The organism is Novilysobacter longmucuonensis (genome assembly GCF_046600735.1).
Classification (GTDB): domain Bacteria; phylum Pseudomonadota; class Gammaproteobacteria; order Xanthomonadales; family Xanthomonadaceae; genus Novilysobacter_A; species Novilysobacter_A longmucuonensis.
Map to the genome: position 1 here is coordinate 9,568 of NZ_JBJMAW010000022.1, position 17,719 is coordinate 27,286.

At 69.7% G+C, this 17,719-nt stretch carries 15 protein-coding genes; 6 read left to right on the forward strand and 9 right to left on the reverse strand.

The features are described 5' to 3' along the window. Positions 1-398: 398 nt before the first annotated feature. On the reverse strand, positions 399-1,286 hold the full coding sequence (phhA, locus tag ACJQWM_RS13705) for a phenylalanine 4-monooxygenase (RefSeq protein WP_332706558.1): 888 nt from the start codon (positions 1,284-1,286) through the stop codon (positions 399-401). Between the two features lie 227 nt (positions 1,287-1,513). On the opposite strand from phhA, the gene ACJQWM_RS13710 reads away from it, so the two are divergent. Beyond that, positions 1,514-1,987: an Lrp/AsnC family transcriptional regulator gene (locus ACJQWM_RS13710; protein ID WP_332706555.1), complete on the forward strand. Its 474-nt coding sequence runs from the start codon at positions 1,514-1,516 to the stop codon at positions 1,985-1,987. Between the two features lie 28 nt (positions 1,988-2,015). Here ACJQWM_RS13710 and ACJQWM_RS13715 read toward each other — a convergent pair whose 3' ends face one another. Both ACJQWM_RS13715 and ACJQWM_RS13720 read right to left on the reverse strand, forming a co-directional pair. Further along, positions 2,016-2,321, reverse strand: coding sequence for a hypothetical protein (locus ACJQWM_RS13715; protein WP_332706552.1), 306 nt, complete (start codon positions 2,319-2,321; stop codon positions 2,016-2,018). A 148-nt stretch (positions 2,322-2,469) separates the two neighbouring features. Further along, positions 2,470-3,264, reverse strand: a complete 795-nt coding sequence (locus ACJQWM_RS13720) for a rhomboid family intramembrane serine protease (protein WP_332706548.1) — start codon at positions 3,262-3,264, stop codon at positions 2,470-2,472. Positions 3,265-3,399: 135 nt separating this feature from the next. On the opposite strand from ACJQWM_RS13720, the gene ACJQWM_RS13725 reads away from it, so the two are divergent. Then, the gene (locus ACJQWM_RS13725; protein WP_332706545.1) at positions 3,400-4,581 is read left to right on the forward strand and encodes a class I SAM-dependent rRNA methyltransferase; all 1,182 of its coding nucleotides are present in this window, start codon (positions 3,400-3,402) and stop codon (positions 4,579-4,581) included. Between the two features lie 212 nt (positions 4,582-4,793). Continuing rightward, complete coding sequence (locus tag ACJQWM_RS13730; RefSeq protein ID WP_411306903.1) at positions 4,794-6,209, forward strand: DNA recombination protein RmuC; 1,416 nt, start codon at positions 4,794-4,796, stop codon at positions 6,207-6,209. A 113-nt stretch (positions 6,210-6,322) separates the two neighbouring features. Here the strand turns inward: ACJQWM_RS13730 and ACJQWM_RS13735 are convergent, their stop codons facing one another. The 6 genes from ACJQWM_RS13735 to ACJQWM_RS13760 form a co-directional block, all read right to left on the reverse strand. Then, the gene (locus tag ACJQWM_RS13735) at positions 6,323-7,324 is read right to left on the reverse strand and encodes an MlaA family lipoprotein (protein WP_332706590.1); all 1,002 of its coding nucleotides are present in this window, start codon (positions 7,322-7,324) and stop codon (positions 6,323-6,325) included. A 233-nt stretch (positions 7,325-7,557) separates the two neighbouring features. Beyond that, positions 7,558-7,836 carry an STAS domain-containing protein gene (locus tag ACJQWM_RS13740; RefSeq protein ID WP_330970016.1) on the reverse strand — a complete coding sequence of 93 codons (279 nt, stop codon included), beginning with the start codon at positions 7,834-7,836 and terminating at the stop codon, positions 7,558-7,560. 23 nt (positions 7,837-7,859) lie between these two features. Next, positions 7,860-8,510, reverse strand: coding sequence for an MlaC/ttg2D family ABC transporter substrate-binding protein (locus tag ACJQWM_RS13745; RefSeq protein WP_332706587.1), 651 nt, complete (start codon positions 8,508-8,510; stop codon positions 7,860-7,862). A 97-nt stretch (positions 8,511-8,607) separates the two neighbouring features. Beyond that, the gene (gene mlaD, locus ACJQWM_RS13750) at positions 8,608-9,150 is read right to left on the reverse strand and encodes an outer membrane lipid asymmetry maintenance protein MlaD (protein WP_332706538.1); all 543 of its coding nucleotides are present in this window, start codon (positions 9,148-9,150) and stop codon (positions 8,608-8,610) included. 17 nt (positions 9,151-9,167) lie between these two features. After that, complete coding sequence (locus tag ACJQWM_RS13755; RefSeq protein ID WP_332706536.1) at positions 9,168-9,917, reverse strand: MlaE family lipid ABC transporter permease subunit; 750 nt, start codon at positions 9,915-9,917, stop codon at positions 9,168-9,170. Next, positions 9,917-10,705 (reverse strand): ABC transporter ATP-binding protein, encoded by a 789-nt coding sequence (locus ACJQWM_RS13760; RefSeq protein ID WP_332706533.1) that lies wholly within the window; start codon positions 10,703-10,705, stop codon positions 9,917-9,919. Before ACJQWM_RS13760 ends, ACJQWM_RS13755 begins: the two co-directional genes overlap by 1 nt. 294 nt (positions 10,706-10,999) lie before the next feature. Between ACJQWM_RS13760 and ACJQWM_RS13765 the strand changes: the two genes are divergently transcribed. From ACJQWM_RS13765 to ACJQWM_RS13775, 3 genes are all read left to right on the forward strand, one after another. After that, the gene (locus ACJQWM_RS13765) at positions 11,000-11,278 is read left to right on the forward strand and encodes a hypothetical protein (protein ID WP_332706530.1); all 279 of its coding nucleotides are present in this window, start codon (positions 11,000-11,002) and stop codon (positions 11,276-11,278) included. 311 nt (positions 11,279-11,589) lie between these two features. Beyond that, entirely contained in the window at positions 11,590-14,976 is a 3,387-nt protein-coding gene (gene recC / locus ACJQWM_RS13770; RefSeq protein ID WP_332706527.1) for an exodeoxyribonuclease V subunit gamma, read from the forward strand. Further along, positions 14,973-17,719: UvrD-helicase domain-containing protein (locus ACJQWM_RS13775; RefSeq protein WP_411306904.1), on the forward strand; the 2,747-nt coding region annotated here is incomplete at its 3' end. The genes recC and ACJQWM_RS13775, both read left to right, overlap by 4 nt.

The window sequence follows — 17,719 nt, forward strand, 5'->3', positions numbered from 1 at the left end:
CTGTCCGGTTTGCGTTCGCGCCCATGGGGCGCTCCTACAGAGAAGCGGGAGTGCGGTGATGCGGGCGTAGAGCGGAGCTTGCTCCGCTGCGGTTCGGTGGGTGTGCGAGGTCGTCATCGATGCGCAGCCGAGCAAGCTCGGCTATCGGGCGCTTTTGTAGGAGCGGCCCATGGCCGCGATGGAAATCGGACCACCGCGCCTGTCCGGTTTGCGTTCGCGCCCATGGGGCGCTCCTACAGAGAAGCGGGAGTGCGGTGATGCGGGCGTAGAGCGGAGCTTGCTCCGCTGCGGTTCGGTGCGGGGCATCGTCGATGCGCAGCCGAGCAAGCTCGGCTCTACGGTCGCGCAAGCGACCGGTGGCGTAGGCGGCCGTTTTGCAGCAGGCGGGTTTAAGCCGCCTACACGTCGGCGTCGGTGGGCCAGCCTTCGCCGGTGCCGCGGTTGTAGACCTTGTCGGTGGCCAGGACGTTGCCGGCCGGGATCGAATCGAGTTGCGCGAGCTTGTCGTAGATCGGGCTGAAGTCCGGCCCGGTCGCTTCCATCAGCTGCTCGAAGCTGTCGATCACGAAGTAGGTCTTCTGGAAGGTGTCGATGCGGTAGCGCGTGCGCATGATCCGCTCCAGCTCGAAGCCGAGCCGGTTGGGCGCGTCCGATTCCAGGCAGTGGATCGACTCGCCCTTGCTGGAGACGATGCCGCTGCCGTAGATGCGCAGCCCATCCTTCTGCCTGATCAGGCCGAACTCGACCGTGTACCAGTACAGCCGTGTCAGGTTGACCAGTGCGTCGCCCCCAATGCCGTGCGCCTTCACCCCGCCGCGGCCGTAGGCTTCCATGTAGTCGGCGAACACCGGGTTCATCAGCAGCGGCACGTGGCCGAACAGGTCGTGGAACAGGTCCGGCTCCGACAGGTAGTCCATCTGCTCGGGCGAGCGGATCCACCAGGTTACCGGGAAGCGGCGGTTGGCGAGGTGGTCGAAGAAATCCAGCTCCGGCAACAGCCCCTGCACGCCGATCAGCTCCCAGCCGGTCGCCTCGCGCAGCACCTCGTTGAGATCGTCGAAACGCGGGATGTGGTCGGCGGTCATGCCCATGGCCTCCTGCGCATGGAGGAACTCGTCGCTGGCGCGGCCGACCAGGACCTCGCGCTGGCGTTCGAACAGCTGCGCCCAGACGCGGTGGTCGGTTTCGCTGTAGCTGTCCCAGGGCTGCTCGACGATGGCGGTGGTGTAGACCGGCACGTAGCCCTTGTCGGTGAGCTGGGGTTCGACGCGCTTGGGTGATTCCATGGGGCGACCTCCTGACGCGATGTGTAGGAGCGACGTGAGTCGCGACCGCAGCGGGCGATGCTGCGACGCCTGGGCGGCGTGGTCGCGGTATCACGTGGTCGCGACTCACGTCGCTCCTACTAAAGATTCACTTTAGCGGCAAACGTGTGCAATCGGGTTGCGTTGTTGTGGCGCGCACGCCGCTTCGCGCATGATTGTTGCGCAATCATTACCCAGAGCGCACAAACATGCCGCAAGCCAGCCTCGACCGCACCGATCTGCTGCTATTGGCCGAATTGCAGCGCGCCGCGCGCCTGACCAACGCCGAGTTGGCCGAGCGCGTGCATCTGTCCGCCTCGGCCTGCCTGCGCCGGGTGCAACGGCTGGAGCGTGAGGGCGTGATCGCCGGCTACCGCGCCGAGGTCGACCCCGAGCGGCTCGGGCTCGGCCTGCAGGCGTTCGTGCGGGTGCAGTTGAGCCGGCACGACACCGAGTCGGTGCGGGCCTTCAGTGATTTCGTCGACGGCTGGGACGAGGTGGTGGCCTGCCACGCGCTGACCGGCGACATGGACTACCTGCTCCAGGTCGCAGTGCGCGACCTGGAGCATTTCTCGCGCTTCCTGCTGGACCGCCTGCTCAACCAGGCCGGAGTGGCCGACGTCAACTCGAGCTTCGTGCTGCGCACGGTCAAGGCGTTTCGCGGATTGCCGTTGCCGGGGTGAGCCCCCGGGACAGCACTCAGCGCGGCACTCAGGGCAGCAGCGTGCCGAACACCGGCTGCGACTGGGCGTCGCGGATACGCAGCCACATGGCATTGCAGGCGCGCTCGGCGTAGCTGCGTGCGTGCGGCAAGACCGCAACGAGTGCCGCTTCGGGGCTGTGGTAGGACTGGCCGACGCCGCTGATCGGGGTGTCCGGCGGGCCGCCGTCGCGGAGGGTCAGTTCGACCTGGAACCCATCGGGCTGGGGCATGTCACTGCACTGCGAAGGGGAGAACACGATCGCGCATACCTCGGCGTGGTTCGACATCATCGGCACCTCGAATCGATCGAGCATGAGCCCCGCGAAGCGGCGGGAGTGTCCGGAACCAGACACTACCGCCGCTTCACGCGATCGTGACGGAAGTCGCAGTACTCAAGGACGAACGGTCGATATGGCCGACCAACGGTGTCCTCCTGACCTGCCCCGACGGTTTTTGACGCGCTCAGTCGGCGCCGTCGGACCGGCGCGGCGCGCGGAATGGCAGTACCTGCCCCTGCTGCGTCGGCGCGGGGCGGTCCCACAGCACAGGCACATCCTGCGGCGGCGGCGGTTCCAGTTCGCCGCGGTCCCGCTCGCCGGCGCCGCCGTCCTCGTCCTCGTCCTCGTCTTCCCAGCTGTAGCGCTTGCGCGCCAGCGGCGGGTCGTGCCGGCGCAGCATCGCCGCCGCGATCACGCCACCGATGGCGCCGCCCAGGTGCGCCTGCCATGACACCCCGGGCTCGCGCGGCAGGATCGTCAGCAGCATGCCGCCGTACAGCAGGAACGCGATCATCGCCGCCGCCACCGCCGGGCGGTCGCGGCGCAGCAGGCCGAGCACGAACACCATGAACATCAGCCCGTGGGTCAGGCCGCTGGCGCCCAGATGGTGCGACCCGGCCTCCCCCAGCAGCCACGCCGCCAGGCCCGACCCGAGCCAGATCAGCGGCAGTGCGCGCAGCGTCGCGCGCGGGTACATGCCGCCGGCCAGCGTGCCCAGCATCAGCAGGGAGATCGCGTTGGTCGCCAGATGCTCGAACGAGCCGTGCAGCAAGGGCGCGGTCAGCAGACCGAGCCACCCGGTCATCGACCACGGCTGCACCGTCCACGGGCGCAGCTCGAAACTGCCCTGCGCGCTGAACACCGCGGTCAGCAGCAGCACGAAGGCCAGGCTGAGATTGAACGCGCGCAGCCACAGCCGCCGGTCGGCGCTGCGCTGGTCGGAGGGACTGGAGGTGTCGTCGTGGCCGGGCAGGTGCATGCTCCAGAGGGTGGCGGCGGGTGCGCGGTAATCAAGGCTTGTCCGACCGTGCGCCTGTGTCCGGGCTGGCGTTATCGCGGCTGAAGCCGCTCCTACAGGGACGGAGGAACCGACATGGGCACGTAGAATGCGGTGATGAACACGACCCACACCGACACCCCGACCGTCCGCCTCAAGAACGCCTGGAAATCGACCCACCCGTGGATCTTCCAGCGCCTGGTCGAAAAACCCGCCACCCGGCCGAAGTCCGGCCAGATCGTCGAGGTGGTAGGGGTCGACGGTGAATGGATCGGCCGTGGTTTCTACAACGGCCACTCGCGCATTGCCTTGCGCATGCTCGAAAACGACCCGAATGTCGCCGTTGATGCGGACTGGTTCGCGCGCAAGATCGCCGCCGCGGTATCGCTGCGCCGTGACGTGCTCCGGCTCGACGAGGTCAGCGATGCCTGGCGCGTGGTGCACAGCGAAGGCGACGGCATCAGCGGACTGGTGGTCGACCGCTACGCCGATCTGCTGGTGCTGGAATTCTTCAGCGCCGGGGCGTTCCGCCACCGCGAGTGGATCCAGGCCGCCTTGCGCGAGCAGTTTCCCGGCTGCCGCTTCCACATGTTTGCCGACGAGCACGTGCAGAAGCAGGAGAGCTTCGACTTCCGCGGCACGCAGGCGCCCGAGCCAAGCGTGATCACCGAGTACGGCGTCCGGTTCCGCGCCGACCCGGCCGGCGCGCACAAGACCGGTTTCTTCGCCGACCAGCGCGAGAACCGCGAGTGGCTGTCGCGGCAGGTCTCCGGCAAGCGCGTGCTGGACCTGTGCTGCAACACCGGCGGCTTCGCGGTGTATGCCAAGGCGCGCGGCGGCGCCGAGGAAGTGGTCGGGGTCGACATCGATGCCGACGTGCTCGCGATCGCCAAGGGCAACGCCAAGCTCAACCACGCACAGATCAAGTTCGTGCAGGCCGACATCTTTCCGTGGCTGCGCGATGCCGGCAACGCCGGCGAGCGGTTCGACGTGGTGATCCTCGACCCGGCCAAGATGACCCGCGACCGCGAGCAGGTGATCCCGGCGCTGAAGAAGTACCTCGACATGAACAAGCTGGCGATGAGCGTGGTCAAGCCCGGCGGGTTGTTCGCGACGTTCTCGTGCACCGGGCTGGTCAGCGAGGACCAGTTCCTAGACATGCTGCGCCGCGCGGCGTTCTATTCGAACCGGACCGTGCAGGTGCTCAAGGTGGCCGGGGCCGGCGCCGACCACCCGTGGCTGGCGCAGGTGCAGGAGTCGCGGTATCTCAAGGCGGTGTTCTGCCGGGTGCTGGATTGAGTGATCGCCGTGCCTGTCCGGTTTCCGTAGGCTGGGCTTCCCAGCGCCTTGGCAGGCCGACCGGAGCGCTGGGCTTGTCAGCCCAGCCTACGGGTTTCGTCGCCACGGTTTTCCGCGTATTACCGGCGCGAAACGCTTGCGGTGGCGATCGCGGGCATGGCCCGCTCCTACGGGTTCGCAGCCGCTGAGACCGGCGCGGCTACACTGGCGCCATGCCTGAAACGTCCATGCTTGTCATCGCCCTGCTCGCCGCGGTGTTCCTCGCGATTCTCGCCGCGATCGCTCTGCTGGTCCTGCTGCTGCGGCGCAAGCCCGAGGCGGCGCTCGAAAGCCTCCGCGCGCGGCTGGAGCAGGCCCTGCGCGAGGAGCAGCGCGACGGCCGCGGCGAGTTGCGCCAGCAGCTCGACAGCCTGTCGGCGCAACAGGAGACCCGCATCGAGGGTTTCGGCAACCGGCTCAACGAGGTCGCCGCGCGCACCGACCAGCGCCTCAACGAGCTGACCTCGCGCACCGACCGGCAGTTGGAGGTCCTGCGCGAGGCGCTGACCGAGGACGCGCGCAAGGGCCGCGGCGAAGCCGCCGAATTGCAGCAGCGCTTCGCCGAGTCGCTCGGCCAGCGGCTCAACGAGATGACCCAGCGCAACGAGCAGCGCATCGGCGAGATGCGCGCCACGCTGGAGCAGCAGCTACAGAAGTTGCAGGCCGACAACGCCGCCAAGCTCGAGCAGATGCGCGCGACCGTCGATGAGAAACTGCATGCGACCCTGGAGACGCGCCTGACCGAAAGTTTCGGCAACGTCACCACGATGTTGGCCAAGGTCCATCAGGGCCTGGGCGACATGAACAAACTCGCCGCCGACGTCGGCGGGCTGCAGCGCGTGCTGACCAACGTCAAGTCGCGCGGCGTGTTCGGCGAAGTGCAGCTTGCCGGGCTGCTGGAACAGGTGTTCGCGCCGGACCAGTACGCCGCCAACGTCTGCACCGTGCCGGGCAGCGGCGCGACGGTGGAGTTTGCGGTGCGGTTTCCCGGCTCGACCGGCGAGGCGCCGGTGTGGCTGCCGATCGACGCCAAGTTCCCGCGCGAAGATTACGAGCGCCTGCTCGACGCCCAGGAGCGCGGCGACACCGATGTCGCGCACGCGGCCAGCGACGCGCTCGAACGGGTGGTGCGCAAGGAGGCCGTGCGCATCCGGGAGAAGTACATCTGCGCGCCGCACACCACCGAGTTCGGGATCCTGTTCCTGCCGACCGAGGGCCTGTACGCCGAGGTCCTGCGCCGTCCCGGCTTGGTCGACGCACTGCAGCGCGACCAGCGCATCGCGGTCGCCGGCCCGACCACCTTGCTGGCGCTGATGACCAGCTTCCAGATGGGGTTCCGCACGCTGGCGATCGAGAAGCGCTCCAGCGAAGTGTGGCAGACGCTGGGCGCGGTCAAGACCGAGTTCGGCAAGTTCGGTGACGTGCTCGAGGGCGTGCAGAAGAAACTGTCCGAAGCCAGCAGCAAGCTGGAACAGACCGGCGTGCGCTCGCGCGCGCTGAGCCGCAAGCTGCGCGATGTCGAGGCGCTGCCTGCGCCCGACGCAAGCCTGTTGCTGGGAACGGAGATGGAAGAAACCGGCGAAGATTGAGCGCGTCCGGTTTTTTCTTTTTGTAGGAGCGGCTTCAGCCGCGATCCGGCTTTCAGCGCAGCCTGCTGCCGCCGGATCGCGGCTGAAGCCGCTCCTACAGGGGCTGCGGCTGCCTAGTTCGGGTCGCTCGGCAGCACCGGCATCGCGCCGGCCGGGACCAGCGGGTTGGTGTCATCGCGCAGGTATTCGGGCAGGTCGTCGTCGCCCTCCAGGCGGTCGCCGAAGATCTGGTAGTTGCGCCGCTGCAGCCAGGCATCGCGCACCAGGGCGTAGTCGTCGGTGGCGCCTTCGCGCAGGCTGTCGGTGGCCAGCAACTGGGTCCGCACCTCAACCAGCTGCAGGCCCTGCAGCGGGATGCGGGTGGCATCGTCGCTGACCTGGCGCAACGGGCTTAGCGGTGCGTCGCCGAAGATGCCGAGGCTGTCGCGGAGGGTCCGCGGCCCGAACAGCGGCAGCTCGACGTAGCGCGAGCGCTCCCAGCCCCAGATGCCCAGGGTCTGGCCGAAATCCTCGCTGCGGTTGGGCAGCTTGGCGTCGCTGGCCGGATCGAAGATGCCACCGATTCCCAGCGTGGTATTCAGCGCGAACCGCCCCAGCGACTGCGCCGCCTGCTTCGGCTTGCCCTGCAGCAGCGCGTTGACCGCCGACACCGGCTGGCCAAGGTTGCTGAAGAAATTGCTCACGCCCAGCCGAACCGGCCGCGGCACTACCCGCACGTAGGCCCGCGCCAGCGGCCGCGCGATGTTGCGGTCGATGGCGTTGTTGAAGCGGTGCATCTGGCGGTTGTAGCCCTCCCACGGATCAAAGCTGACCGGCAGCACGGCCGGTGCCGGCAAGGTCGCGTCGAACACCGGATCGTAGGGTTGGTCGCCGCGGTAGAGCGCATCGAAATCGCGCTCAGCCTGGGTGCGCGGATCGCTGGTGCGCGGATCGGGGTCGATGGCGGTGCTGGCCGGCGCATCGGGCGGGGCTTGCGCAGGAGGCGGTGAAACAAATCTCCCGTGCCCCCCCTCTTCAAAGGGGGGAACAGCAGTGCCCTCGGTAGTGACTCCGGCGGCCCCTGCTTCTGGCGCCCCCCTTTGCAGAAGGCGGGCCGGGGGGGACTTGCTCCACATCGCGTCGCCACTGTCGGACTGCGGCTCCGCGGCCGCGGGAGTGGCTTGCGAGCCCTCGACTTCGACGGCTTCGCCCGCGGAAACAGCCGCCTCCTGCGCATACGCAGGCGCGGCCATCAGCAGTGCAAGAGTCAGGACCTGGGCGTGGGAGCGCATGAAGGAAGTTTAAGGGGCCGGAGCGGACCCGGCCACGCGAACCTGCGCTGGCGACCGGAACACTGTGTTTGCCGGGCTCAGCCGGCGAAGGCGAGCCGGTCGTCGAGGCGGTAGGCCGCGCGCAGTTCCGCCAGCCCCGCAGGCGCGCCGACGACCCGGGCACCCTCGCAATGCGCGGCAATCTCGGCGAGCAAGGCCAGGCCGGCACTGTCGACCGCGCTCACCGCGTGAAGGTCGATCTGCGCCACGCCCGCCAGCAGCGGCTGCGCCTGCTTCCACAGCGCCGGGCTGGCGCTGCGGTCGAGCGCACCGGTGAAGCCGAGTGTGTCGGCGGTCCGGTTGACGGTGGCGGTCATGGCAGTGGTTGTCCGGTCGGCGCTCAGTCCGCGCGGGCTGCGATCTGGCCGGCACGCAGTTCGGCTGCGACCTGCTCGATCGATTTCTGCCGCAGCGGCGCATCGAACTGGTTGCGGAAGGTCTGTACGAAGCTGACGCCTTCGACCATCACGTCGAACACCTTCCACTGCCCGCCGACCTTGCGCATCAGGTAGTCGACCGGGATCGGCTCACCGCCCTGGCGCAGCATCTCCGAGGACACCCGCATGATCTGCCCGCCGCGCAACGGGGTCTCGGATTTCACCCGCACCTGCAGCCAAGTGTTGAAGTCCAGCAGCGCGGAGCCGTAGCGCTGCATCAGGTTGTCGGCCAGCGCATCGGCGAACAGCTCGACCTCGGCGTCGGACGCGCCACGCCCATGCGCGCCCAGCACCAGGCGGCCGGCGTAGTCGCTGTCGAACATCTGCTCGAACTCGCTGGACACGAACTGGCGCAGCGCCGCCCGGTCGCGGGTGAACTCGTCGCGGCGCGATTCCAGCGTGGTCAGGATGCGCGTGCTGTTGTCGAGCACGAGCTCGCTGGGCGAGCCGGCCGGTGCGGTGCTCGCGGCCGGTGCGGCCTGGGCGAACGCGAACGCCGGCGCAGTGGCCAGCAGCGCGGCGCTGATCAGGGTGACGATGAGCTTGCGTTTGATGAAGGTGCGCATAAATGTCATTCCGTGGGGGAGTCGGAGTGGTGTAGCGAAGGGCCTGCTGCGCGGATGGGTGCAGCAGGCTCAATTGGAAGCACGCTTACTGGAGATAGGGCGGTACGTCGCTGGCGGGTTCGTCGGTGGGTTGCTCGGCCGCTGCGTCGTCCGCAGCCCCGCCATTGTCGCCGCCGCCGCTGAACATGTACCTGCCGACCAGTTGCATCAAATCGACCGACGGCTGGGTCAGGAAGATCTCGTCGCCCGGCTGCAGCGGCAACGGGTCGCCGCCGGGCGCCAGGCCGACGTAGCTCTCGCCGAGCAGGCCGCTGGTGAGGATCGCCGCGCTGGTGTCGCCGGGCAGCTGGTCATAGCGCTTGTCGATCGACAGGGTGACGACCGAGTCGAGCCGGACCGGGTCGAGCTCGATCGCGGCGACCTGACCGATCGTCACGCCACCGACCTTGACCGGCGCATTGGCGCGCAGCGGCCCCAGGTTGGTGAATCGCGCGGTGATCTCGTAGCGATCGCCGCCGAAGCCGAAGCTGCCATTGGTTGAGGCCAGCGCCAGCACCAGCAGCGAGGCCAGCGCCAGCAACAGGAACGCACCCACGGCGAATTCGATACGGGGACTGCGGGTAGTCATTGCGTTACCTCGGGTTCTCAACGAAACAACATGGCCGACATCACGAAGTTGAACATCAGCACCAGCAGCGAGGCGTTGACCACCGCCTTGGTGGTCGCCACCGAGGTGCCCTCGATGGTCGGCTCGGCGTGGTAGCCGACATAGGCCGCGACCAGCGCGGCGACCGCGCCGAACACCGCGGATTTCACGAACGCCATCGCGAAGTCGCTGCCGAAATCGACGCTGTCGCGCAGCACCTGCCAGAAGATGCCCGAGTCGATGCCGATCACGTGCACCGCCTCGAAATAGCTGGCGCTGATCGCCAGGCTGCAGAAGAACCCGGTCAGCAGCGGCACGCTGATCACCGCCGCCCAGAACCGCGGCGCGACCGCCTTGCCGACCGGGTCGATCGCCATCAGTCCCAGCGCGGTGATCTGGTCGGTGGCGCGCATCAGGCCCAGTTCGGCCGCGATCGAGGAGCCGGCGCGGCCGATGAACAGCAACGCGGTCAGCACCGGGCCGAGCTCGCGGTACAGCCCGAGCCCGAGCATCGCGCTGACCTGGTTGGCCGCGCCGTAGGTCTCCAGCGCGCGGTAGCCCAGCAGCGTCACCGACAGGCCGACGAAGGCGCCGCCGACGGCAATGATCGGCAGCGAGCGCGCGCCGATCTTGTAGATCTCGCGGACCAGCTCGCGGAAGAAATCCGCGGTCGGCTTCGAGGCGCGCAGCACCGACAGCGTGAACAGGCCGGCGCGGCCGACCGAGCGGGTGGCGGTAACGAACGGCATCAGGCGGCCTCGTCCGCGCGCGTGGCGGCATCGAAGGCGATGGGCCCGTCGGGCTCGCCACGCAGGAATTGGCGGATCAGCGCGTCATCGGTCGCTTCCAGTTGCTCCGGCGTGCCCGAAAACACGATGCCGCCGTTGGCGATCACGATGGCATGGTCGGCGATCGGCAAGGTTTCGTGCACGTGGTGGGTGACCACGATGCTGGTCAGTCCGAGGGTGTCGTTGAGCCGGCGGATCAGGCTCATGATCACGCCCGAGGCGATCGGGTCCAGGCCGGTCAGCGGCTCGTCGTAGATCATCAGCGGCGGGTCCAGCGCCAGCGCGCGGGCCAGCGCCACCCGGCGCGCCATGCCGCCGGACAGCTCGCGCGGGAACGCGTCGGCGGCGCCGCGCAAGCCGACCGCATGCAGCTTCATCAGCACCAGCCGGCGGATCAACGCATTCGGCAGCCGGGTATGGGCACGCAGCGGCAGCGCGACGTTCTCCGCCGCGGTGAGATCGGTCAGCAGCCCATTGCCCTGCAGCAGCACGCCGATGCTCTTGCGCAGCTCCAGCAGGTCACGTGAACGCTGTGGCACCACCTGGCCGAGCACCTCGACCGAGCCGGCCGCCGGCACCAGTTCGCCGGTGAGCGCCGCCAGCAGGGTCGACTTGCCGCTGCCTGACGGCCCCAGCACCGCGACCACCTGTCCGCGCGGCACGCTCAACTCGATGTCGCGCAGCACGGCACGGCCGCCGCGATCGAGGCGGACACCGGTGAGGCGGGCGATTGGGGGTTGCTGGGTCATCGGCACGGTCGGTCGCGCACGGCAGGGCGCAAAATTAGGCACAAAACGAACGCAGCTTGGCGGACCGCGGCTGAACAAGGGTTGTCGGCAATTGTCGCAGGGCTTGTGTGCACATGCGTGAGGATGTGGTGCCTGCGGTTTCGCGGCACCCCCCCCCCCGCTAGTGCAGTAACCGCGCCAGCTGCTGCTGTTGCGGTGCCCGTGTTGCCGCTGCCGTTGCCTTGATGTTGATGTTGATGTTCAACGCAAATCAATCAACGTCGCCTCTCCACAGACCCCGAAGGGGCGGCGGCCATGGATGGCCGCCGTTTTCCGATCGAGGCAGGGATGCCGAGTCGGAAAATCCCCGCGTCGCCCGCACGCGAGGTGTTTGAAGTGTCGGGGAAGGGCCTTTCTTTGGTTACTTTCTTTGGCCCTTCAAAGAAAGTGACTCGCCTTCAGGCGAAAGCATTTGATCCTTGCCTGTCTACCGCCTGCGGATATTTCTGGAAGTCGCGACGCGACCAGATCAAGTTCAGCTTCAAGATCAAGATCAAGAGCTTCCGCCTGAAGGCGGGTCACTTTCTTTGCTGACCCAAAGAAAGTAACCAAAGAAAGGGTCCTCCTCGACACACCTCCCGTGCGGGCATGTAGCAGCGCGGGGATTTTCCGACTCGCCATCCATGGCTCGATCGGAAAACGGCGCACATCCATGTGCGCCGCCCCTTTGGGGTCTGTGGAGTAGCGAGGTGGATCGGTTGACGTCGAGATCAACAGCAAAGGCAAAGGCAAAGGCAAAAATCTGATCGCCACGGTTCACACCACTGGCTACCCGAAACAGCACCCCGCATATCCCTTGCGCCTCGTCTCGGCGCCTGAGACCGCGCTGCGGCAAGATGACGGCCATGCCGACCGCCCCCGACTTCCGCCTGTACCACTCCAACTCGCTGGAAGTGCTGGCCGGACTGCTCGCCAGCGAACTGCGGGTGCCCGCGCCGGGGCAGGCCATGCTGGCGCCGGATGTCGTGCTGATCCCGCAGGTCGCGATGCGGCGCTGGCTGCAGGCGACGCTCGCACAGGCGCATGGCATCGCGGCGAATCTGGAGTTCCTGACGCCGGGTGAACTGGTACAGCGCGCGCTCGATGAAAACGTCGCCGGCGCGGGTGAGGACCTCGACGCCGCGGCGCTGCGCTGGCGGCTGTATGCGGCGCTCAACGATCCGGCGCTGCTGCGTGAACCGGCGCTGCGGTCGCTGCGCGAATATCTGGCGGGCGGCGGCACGTCCGGCGAGGGCATGGCAGTCGTCGATCCATTGAAACCCTGGTCGCTCGCGGGCGAGCTCGCGGCGGTGTTCGAGAAATACCAGGCGTGGCGCCGCGACTGGCTGCTCGGCTGGGAGGCCGGGCAGGGCCCGCGCGATCCGCAGGCCGCGCTGTGGCGGCATGTCGCGGCGGGCAGGGCACATCGCGCGCGCCGCATCGACGACTATCTTGCGCGCCATGCCGATGCCGATGCGCCGCTCCCGCTGGGACTGCCGCCGCGGTTGTTCGCGTTCGCCACGTTGAATGTCTCGCCGGACGTGCTGCGGGTGATCGCGACCCAGGCCCGCATCGGCACGCTGCACTTCTACCTACCGACGCCGACGCGCAGGTACTGGGGCGACCTGGCCACGCTGGCCGAGCGCCTGCGGCTGGGCGAGGCGGCGGCGTTCGGCGAGGATCACGCGCAGGAGAACCCGCTGCTGCAGGCCTGGGGCGCGGCCGGACGCGACTTCATGGCGGTGCTCGGCAGTTACGAGGTGGTGCACCCCTCGCGCGATCACGAGCACTACGCCGACCCCGAGACCCAGGCCAGCGATGCCCCCGCCCGCGACAGCCTGCTGGGGCGGCTGCAGCGCGACCTGCTGCATCGCCGCGGCGTGCCGGCGACGGCCTGGCGCGAGCGGGTCGAGCGCAGCGATGCGAGCCTGCAGGTGCACGCCTGCCACACCCGCCTGCGCGAGGTGCAGGTGTTGCACGACCAACTGCGCGGCCTGCTCGAAGACCCGCGTTTCGATCCGCCGCTGCAGCCGCGCGAGATCGCCGTGCTGGCGCCGGACATCGACCCGTACGCGCCCTACATCGAAACCGTGTTCGGCGGCCTGGCCGGGCGCGCCGAATTCATCCCCTACGCGCTGGCCGACGCCAGCCCGCTGGCGGCCGAGCCGCTCGCCGAGGTGTTCCTGCGCCTGCTGGCCCTGCCGAGCTCGCGCTTCGGTCTGGGCGAGGTACTCGACCTGCTGGCGACACCGGCGATCGCCGAACAGGCCGGTCTCGATCCGCCGGCGCTGGAGCGCCTGCGCGGCTGGTTGTGCGACGCCGGCGCGCGCTGGGGGCTGGACGCGGCGCATCGCCAGCGCCTCGACGCGCCGCGGGACGACGCCTACACCTGGGCGTTCGCGCTGGACCGCCTGCTGCTCGGCCACGCCAGCGGTGCTGACGACGCCATCGCCGGCGTCGCGCCGTGGACCGGGCTGGAAGGCGGCGCACTCGACGCGCTCGATGCGCTGATCCGGCTGCTGCGCGTGCTGGCCCGGCACGAGCGCGCGTTCGCCGCGGCGATGACGCCGGCGCAATGGCACGAGCGCCTGCTCGGGCTGCTCGCCGCGCTGCTGCCGCAGCGCCCGCGCGCGGATGCCGACCAGCGCACGCTCGATCGCCTGCGCACGCTGCTCAAGGACTTCGCCGACGCCGCGCAGCGGGCCGGTGTCGACGTTGCGGTGCCGCCGGAGGTGGTGCGCGCGCATTTTCAGGCCGCGCTCGGCGAGGCCGACACGCGTGCACCACTGCTGACCGGCGGGGTCAGCTTCGGGCGGATGGTGCCGATGCGGCTGCTGCCGTTCCGCGCGATCTGCGTGCTCGGCATGAACGATGGCGACTACCCGCGGCGCGACCCGGCCGGCGGGCTCAACCAGCTCACCGCCGAGCTCGGCACCGGCGCACGCCGCCGCGGCGACCGCTCGCTGCGCGACGACGATCGTTTTTTGTTCCTGCAGTTGTTTGCCGCGGCGGCCGACGTGTTCTATCTCAGCTATCTCGGCGCAGACCCGCGCGATGGCAGCGAGCGCGAGCCGTCGGTGCTGGTGTCGGAGCTGCTCGATGTCGCCTCGCGCTACCACGCGGCGGCCGACCAGGCCCGCGAGGCGCTGGTGGTGCGGCATCCTCTGCAGCCGTTCGCGCCGGCCGCGTTCGGCACGGCCGAAGACGACGCGACGCCCGAGCCGCGCCGCTTCAGCTACCGCGACGAGTGGCGCCCGGCCGCAGCGGCCGCGCACGGCGCACGCCACGAACTCGGCCGGTGGCTGGCATCGCCGCTGCCATCGGCCGGCGATGCGGACACGCTGTCGCTGGCCGAGCTGCGCGCATTCCTGCGCGATCCGCCACTGGCCTTCCTGCGCCAGCGGCTGGCCCTGCGCCTGCCGGAGGGCGCCGACGCCGCGGTCGATGTCGAGCCGCTGGCGCTGCCCGGCCGCGGCCTGCAGCGCCACCACCTGCAGCAGGCGGTGTTCGAGGCCTGCGCACGCGGCGGCATCGACACCCTGCACGCGCAATTGCGCGCGCGCGCACTGCTGCCGTCCGGCCCGCTCGGCGAACGCCAGCTGGAGCAGTTGTTAGCCGAGGTGCAGCCGTATGCCGATGCGTTTTCAAACTGGTGCGGCGGCGGCGACCAGCCGCGCATGTTCGAGCTCGATCTCGGCGGGGTCCAGCTGCACGGGCGGCTCGAAGCGCTGTACCCGGCCGGCCTGGCGCGGTTCCGCTTCGACACCCTGCACGGGCCGGCACAGATCGCGCATGGGCTCGACTGGCTGGTGCTTTCGGCGCTCGGCGAGCGGCTGCCGCTGGCGCAGTTCGCCAAGGCCGCAAGTGGTGCGGGGCCGCATCTGCGCGAGGCCATCTCGCCGGAGCAGGCGCGCGCCGCCCTGCGTGCGCTGCTGACCCTGCGCGCCTGGGGCCTGCGCGAACCGCTGCCGTTCCTGCCGCGGGCCGGCTGGCTCTGGTACGAATGCGAACTGGCCGGCAAGGACGGCTGGGCCAAGGCCGAGGCGCAATGGCACGGTGGCCGCAGCTGGGGCGAAGGCGCAACGGTCAGCGCCAAGCTGGCGTTGCGCGGGCGCGATCCATTCGCCGATGCGGAGCTGGGCGAATCCTTCCGCGAGATTGCGCGGCTGGTATTCGGCGCCGTCGTGCACGGCCGCAGCGAGGAGTTCGGCGACGCCGACGCAGGCGCCGCCGTGGCGGGGGCGAGCGCATGAACGCCGAAGGCCATCCCGCCCCCATCGATCCCTACCTCGATGTACCGCTGGACGGGCTGCAACTGATCGAGGCCAGCGCCGGCACCGGCAAGACCTACACCCTGGCGACGCTGGTCACCCGGCTGGTGATCGAACGCGGCCTGCGCGTCAGCCAGATCCTCGCGGTCACCTTCACCGAGGCGGCCACGCAGGAACTGCGCGAACGGCTGCGCCAGCGGCTCGCGCTTGCCGCACGCGTCGCTGAACGCATCGCCGCCGGCCCGTCCGTGCCCGGCGACAGCAGCGGCGCCGGCGGTGCCGAAACCGAGCTGACCCGCACGCTGATCGAGCGCCAGCTGCAGCACGAGGACGCGGCATCGTTGCGCGCGCGGCTGCAACGCGCCGCGCACGAAATCGACCTGGCCGCGGTGTTCACCATCCACGGCTTCTGCGCGCGCGTGCTGGGCGAGCACGCGCTGGAGACCGGGCAGGCGTTCGTGCGGCCGGAGATGATCGGCAGCGATCGCGAACTACGCGACGAGGTCGCGCACGACCTGTGGCGCGCCCTCGGTGCCGCTCCGGCCAGCGCCGAGCTGCTGCAGGCGCAGTGGTCGGGGCCGGATCAGTTGGCCACCGACCTGGGCGGCTTGTTGCGCGCGCCGCAGTTGCTGCCGGCGCTGCCCGAAGCCGGCCCCGATCCGTTGCCGCGGGTGCACGGTGCGCTGGAGACGCTGCGCGAGGTCTTCGTGCGGTATGGCGAGGAAGCCCGTACGGCGCTCGATGCCGCCATCGCCGGAAAGGTGATCGACGGCCGCAAGGCGCGTGCGGCAAGTTACGACAAGGCCTGGGAGGCGTTGGCGGCGGGTCTCGCCAGCGGCCGGCTGGCGCGCACTGACGACCACCTCGACAAGCTCACCCCGACGCGCCTGCGCGAGTGCGCCAAGGCCGGCGCCGAGCACAGGCTGCCGACCTCACCGCTGTTCGACGCCCTGGCCGATTGGTTCGCCGCCGACGACGCGCGTGCGCAGTGGTTGGACCAATGCGGGCTCATCCTGGTCCACCGCTTGCGTGATGAAGCCGTCGTTCGCCTGGCCCGCCTCAAGCGCGTACGCCGCGTGCAGACCTTCGACGACCTCATCGACGGCGTCGCCGCCGCGCTCGATGCTCCGCACGGCGAGGCGCTGGCCGAACAGCTGCGCGCGCGCTACGCGGTTGCGCTGGTCGACGAATTCCAAGACACCGACGCGCGCCAGTGGACGATCTTCGAACGCGTGTTTGGCGCGGGCAACCTGTTCCTGATCGGCGATCCCAAGCAGGCGATCTACCGCTTCCGCGGCGGCGACGTGCACACCTATCTCGCGGCCGCGGACCAGGCGGTCCGGGCGCCCGCGCTGGGCCGGAACTTCCGCTCGCGCCCGGCACTGCTGCGCGCGGTCGGGGCGCTGTACCGGCACGCCGGCGAGGCCGCATTCGTCGATCCGCGGATCCGCTTCCAGGCCGTGCAGCCCGGCGGCCGCAGCAGCGATGCCGACTTCCAGCGAGACGGGCGTGAGGCGCCGGCGCTGACGGTGCGGGTGCTGCCGCCACCGGACGACGGTCGCAAGCAGCCGCAATGGAGTGCGCCCGAGTCGCGCGAGCTCGCCACCCGCGCCTGCGTCGCCGAGATCCTTGCACTGCTCGGCGAAGCCCGTGCCGGCCGCGCGTCGATCGGACCGCGTCCGGTGCAGGCCGGCGACATCGCGGTGCTGGTGCGCAGCCACGACGAAGCCGCGCGCATGCAGGCCGGCCTGGGCGCTGCCGGCATTGCCGCGGTCGCGGCGGGCCGGCAGAGCCTGTTCGCGACCGCGCAGGCCATCGAACTGCTGACCGTGTTCGAGGCGCTGCTGCAGCCCGGCGACGAAGGCCGCCTGCGTGCGGCGCTGGCGACGGTGCTGCTGGGCCTCGACGCCGAAGCGGTCGCCCGCCTGGACGAGGATCCGGGATGGCAACAGACATGGCAGTCGCGCGCGCTGGGCTGGCGCGAACGCTGGCAGCGGCATGGGCCGCTGGCGCTGGTCGCCGACATGTGCGCGCTGCACGCACCGCGCCTGCTGGGGCTGGTCGACGGCGAGCGCCGGCTGAGCAATCTGCTGCAAATCGGCGAGGCGCTGCAGGACGCCGACGCGCGCGCACTCGGCCTGCACGGGCTGGTCGACTGGCTGCGCACGCGCATCCGCGATGCCGATCCGAACGACGAGCAGCAGCAACTGCGGCTGGAGTCGGACGCGCGCCGGGTGCAGATCGTCACCCTGCACAAGAGCAAGGGGCTTGAATACCCGCTGGTGTTCCTGCCGTTCGCCGGCATCGGCAAGGAGCCGCGCAGCCGGCGCTGGTGCGAGGTGCCGGGCGACGCCGGCCGGGTGCTGCACCTGCGACCCGACGACGAGACCGTTGCTGCATGGAGGCGCGAGGAGTGCGCCGAGGACGCGCGCCTGCTCTACGTCGGCCTGACCCGCGCGCAGCAGGCGCTGTGGCTGGCCAGCGGTCCGCTGTACAAGGCGGCCGACACGCCGCTGGCGGCGATGCTGGCGGACCTGCGGGCCCTGTCGGCCGACAATGAAGGCGCGGTCGTGATCGACGACGGCGGCGCGCCGCCGACCCGCCTCGCCGCCCTGCCGCCGCAGCACGCCGCCGTGGAAGACGAGATCATGGCCGGCATAATCGTAGACGCGCCAGCCCAGCCCGTAGCCAGCGGCGCCGAGCCGGTCGCGGCGCCACGACGAAC

Bases quoted from the DNA above. Each gene is read 5' to 3' on its own strand.
- phhA (WP_332706558.1), bottom strand. From the start codon at position 1,286: ATGGAATCACCCAAGCGCGTCGAACCCCAGCTCACCGACAAGGGCTAC.
- ACJQWM_RS13710 (WP_332706555.1), top strand. From the start codon at position 1,514: ATGCCGCAAGCCAGCCTCGACCGCACCGATCTGCTGCTATTGGCCGAA.
- ACJQWM_RS13715 (WP_332706552.1), bottom strand. From the start codon at position 2,321: ATGCTCGATCGATTCGAGGTGCCGATGATGTCGAACCACGCCGAGGTA.
- ACJQWM_RS13720 (WP_332706548.1), bottom strand. From the start codon at position 3,264: ATGCACCTGCCCGGCCACGACGACACCTCCAGTCCCTCCGACCAGCGC.
- ACJQWM_RS13725 (WP_332706545.1), top strand. From the start codon at position 3,400: ATGAACACGACCCACACCGACACCCCGACCGTCCGCCTCAAGAACGCC.
- ACJQWM_RS13730 (WP_411306903.1), top strand. From the start codon at position 4,794: ATGCCTGAAACGTCCATGCTTGTCATCGCCCTGCTCGCCGCGGTGTTC.
- ACJQWM_RS13735 (WP_332706590.1), bottom strand. From the start codon at position 7,324: ATGTGGAGCAAGTCCCCCCCGGCCCGCCTTCTGCAAAGGGGGGCGCCA.
- ACJQWM_RS13740 (WP_330970016.1), bottom strand. From the start codon at position 7,836: ATGACCGCCACCGTCAACCGGACCGCCGACACACTCGGCTTCACCGGT.
- mlaD (WP_332706538.1), bottom strand. From the start codon at position 9,150: ATGACTACCCGCAGTCCCCGTATCGAATTCGCCGTGGGTGCGTTCCTG.
- ACJQWM_RS13755 (WP_332706536.1), bottom strand. From the start codon at position 9,917: ATGCCGTTCGTTACCGCCACCCGCTCGGTCGGCCGCGCCGGCCTGTTC.
- ACJQWM_RS13760 (WP_332706533.1), bottom strand. From the start codon at position 10,705: ATGACCCAGCAACCCCCAATCGCCCGCCTCACCGGTGTCCGCCTCGAT.
- ACJQWM_RS13765 (WP_332706530.1), top strand. From the start codon at position 11,000: ATGGATGGCCGCCGTTTTCCGATCGAGGCAGGGATGCCGAGTCGGAAA.
- recC (WP_332706527.1), top strand. From the start codon at position 11,590: ATGCCGACCGCCCCCGACTTCCGCCTGTACCACTCCAACTCGCTGGAA.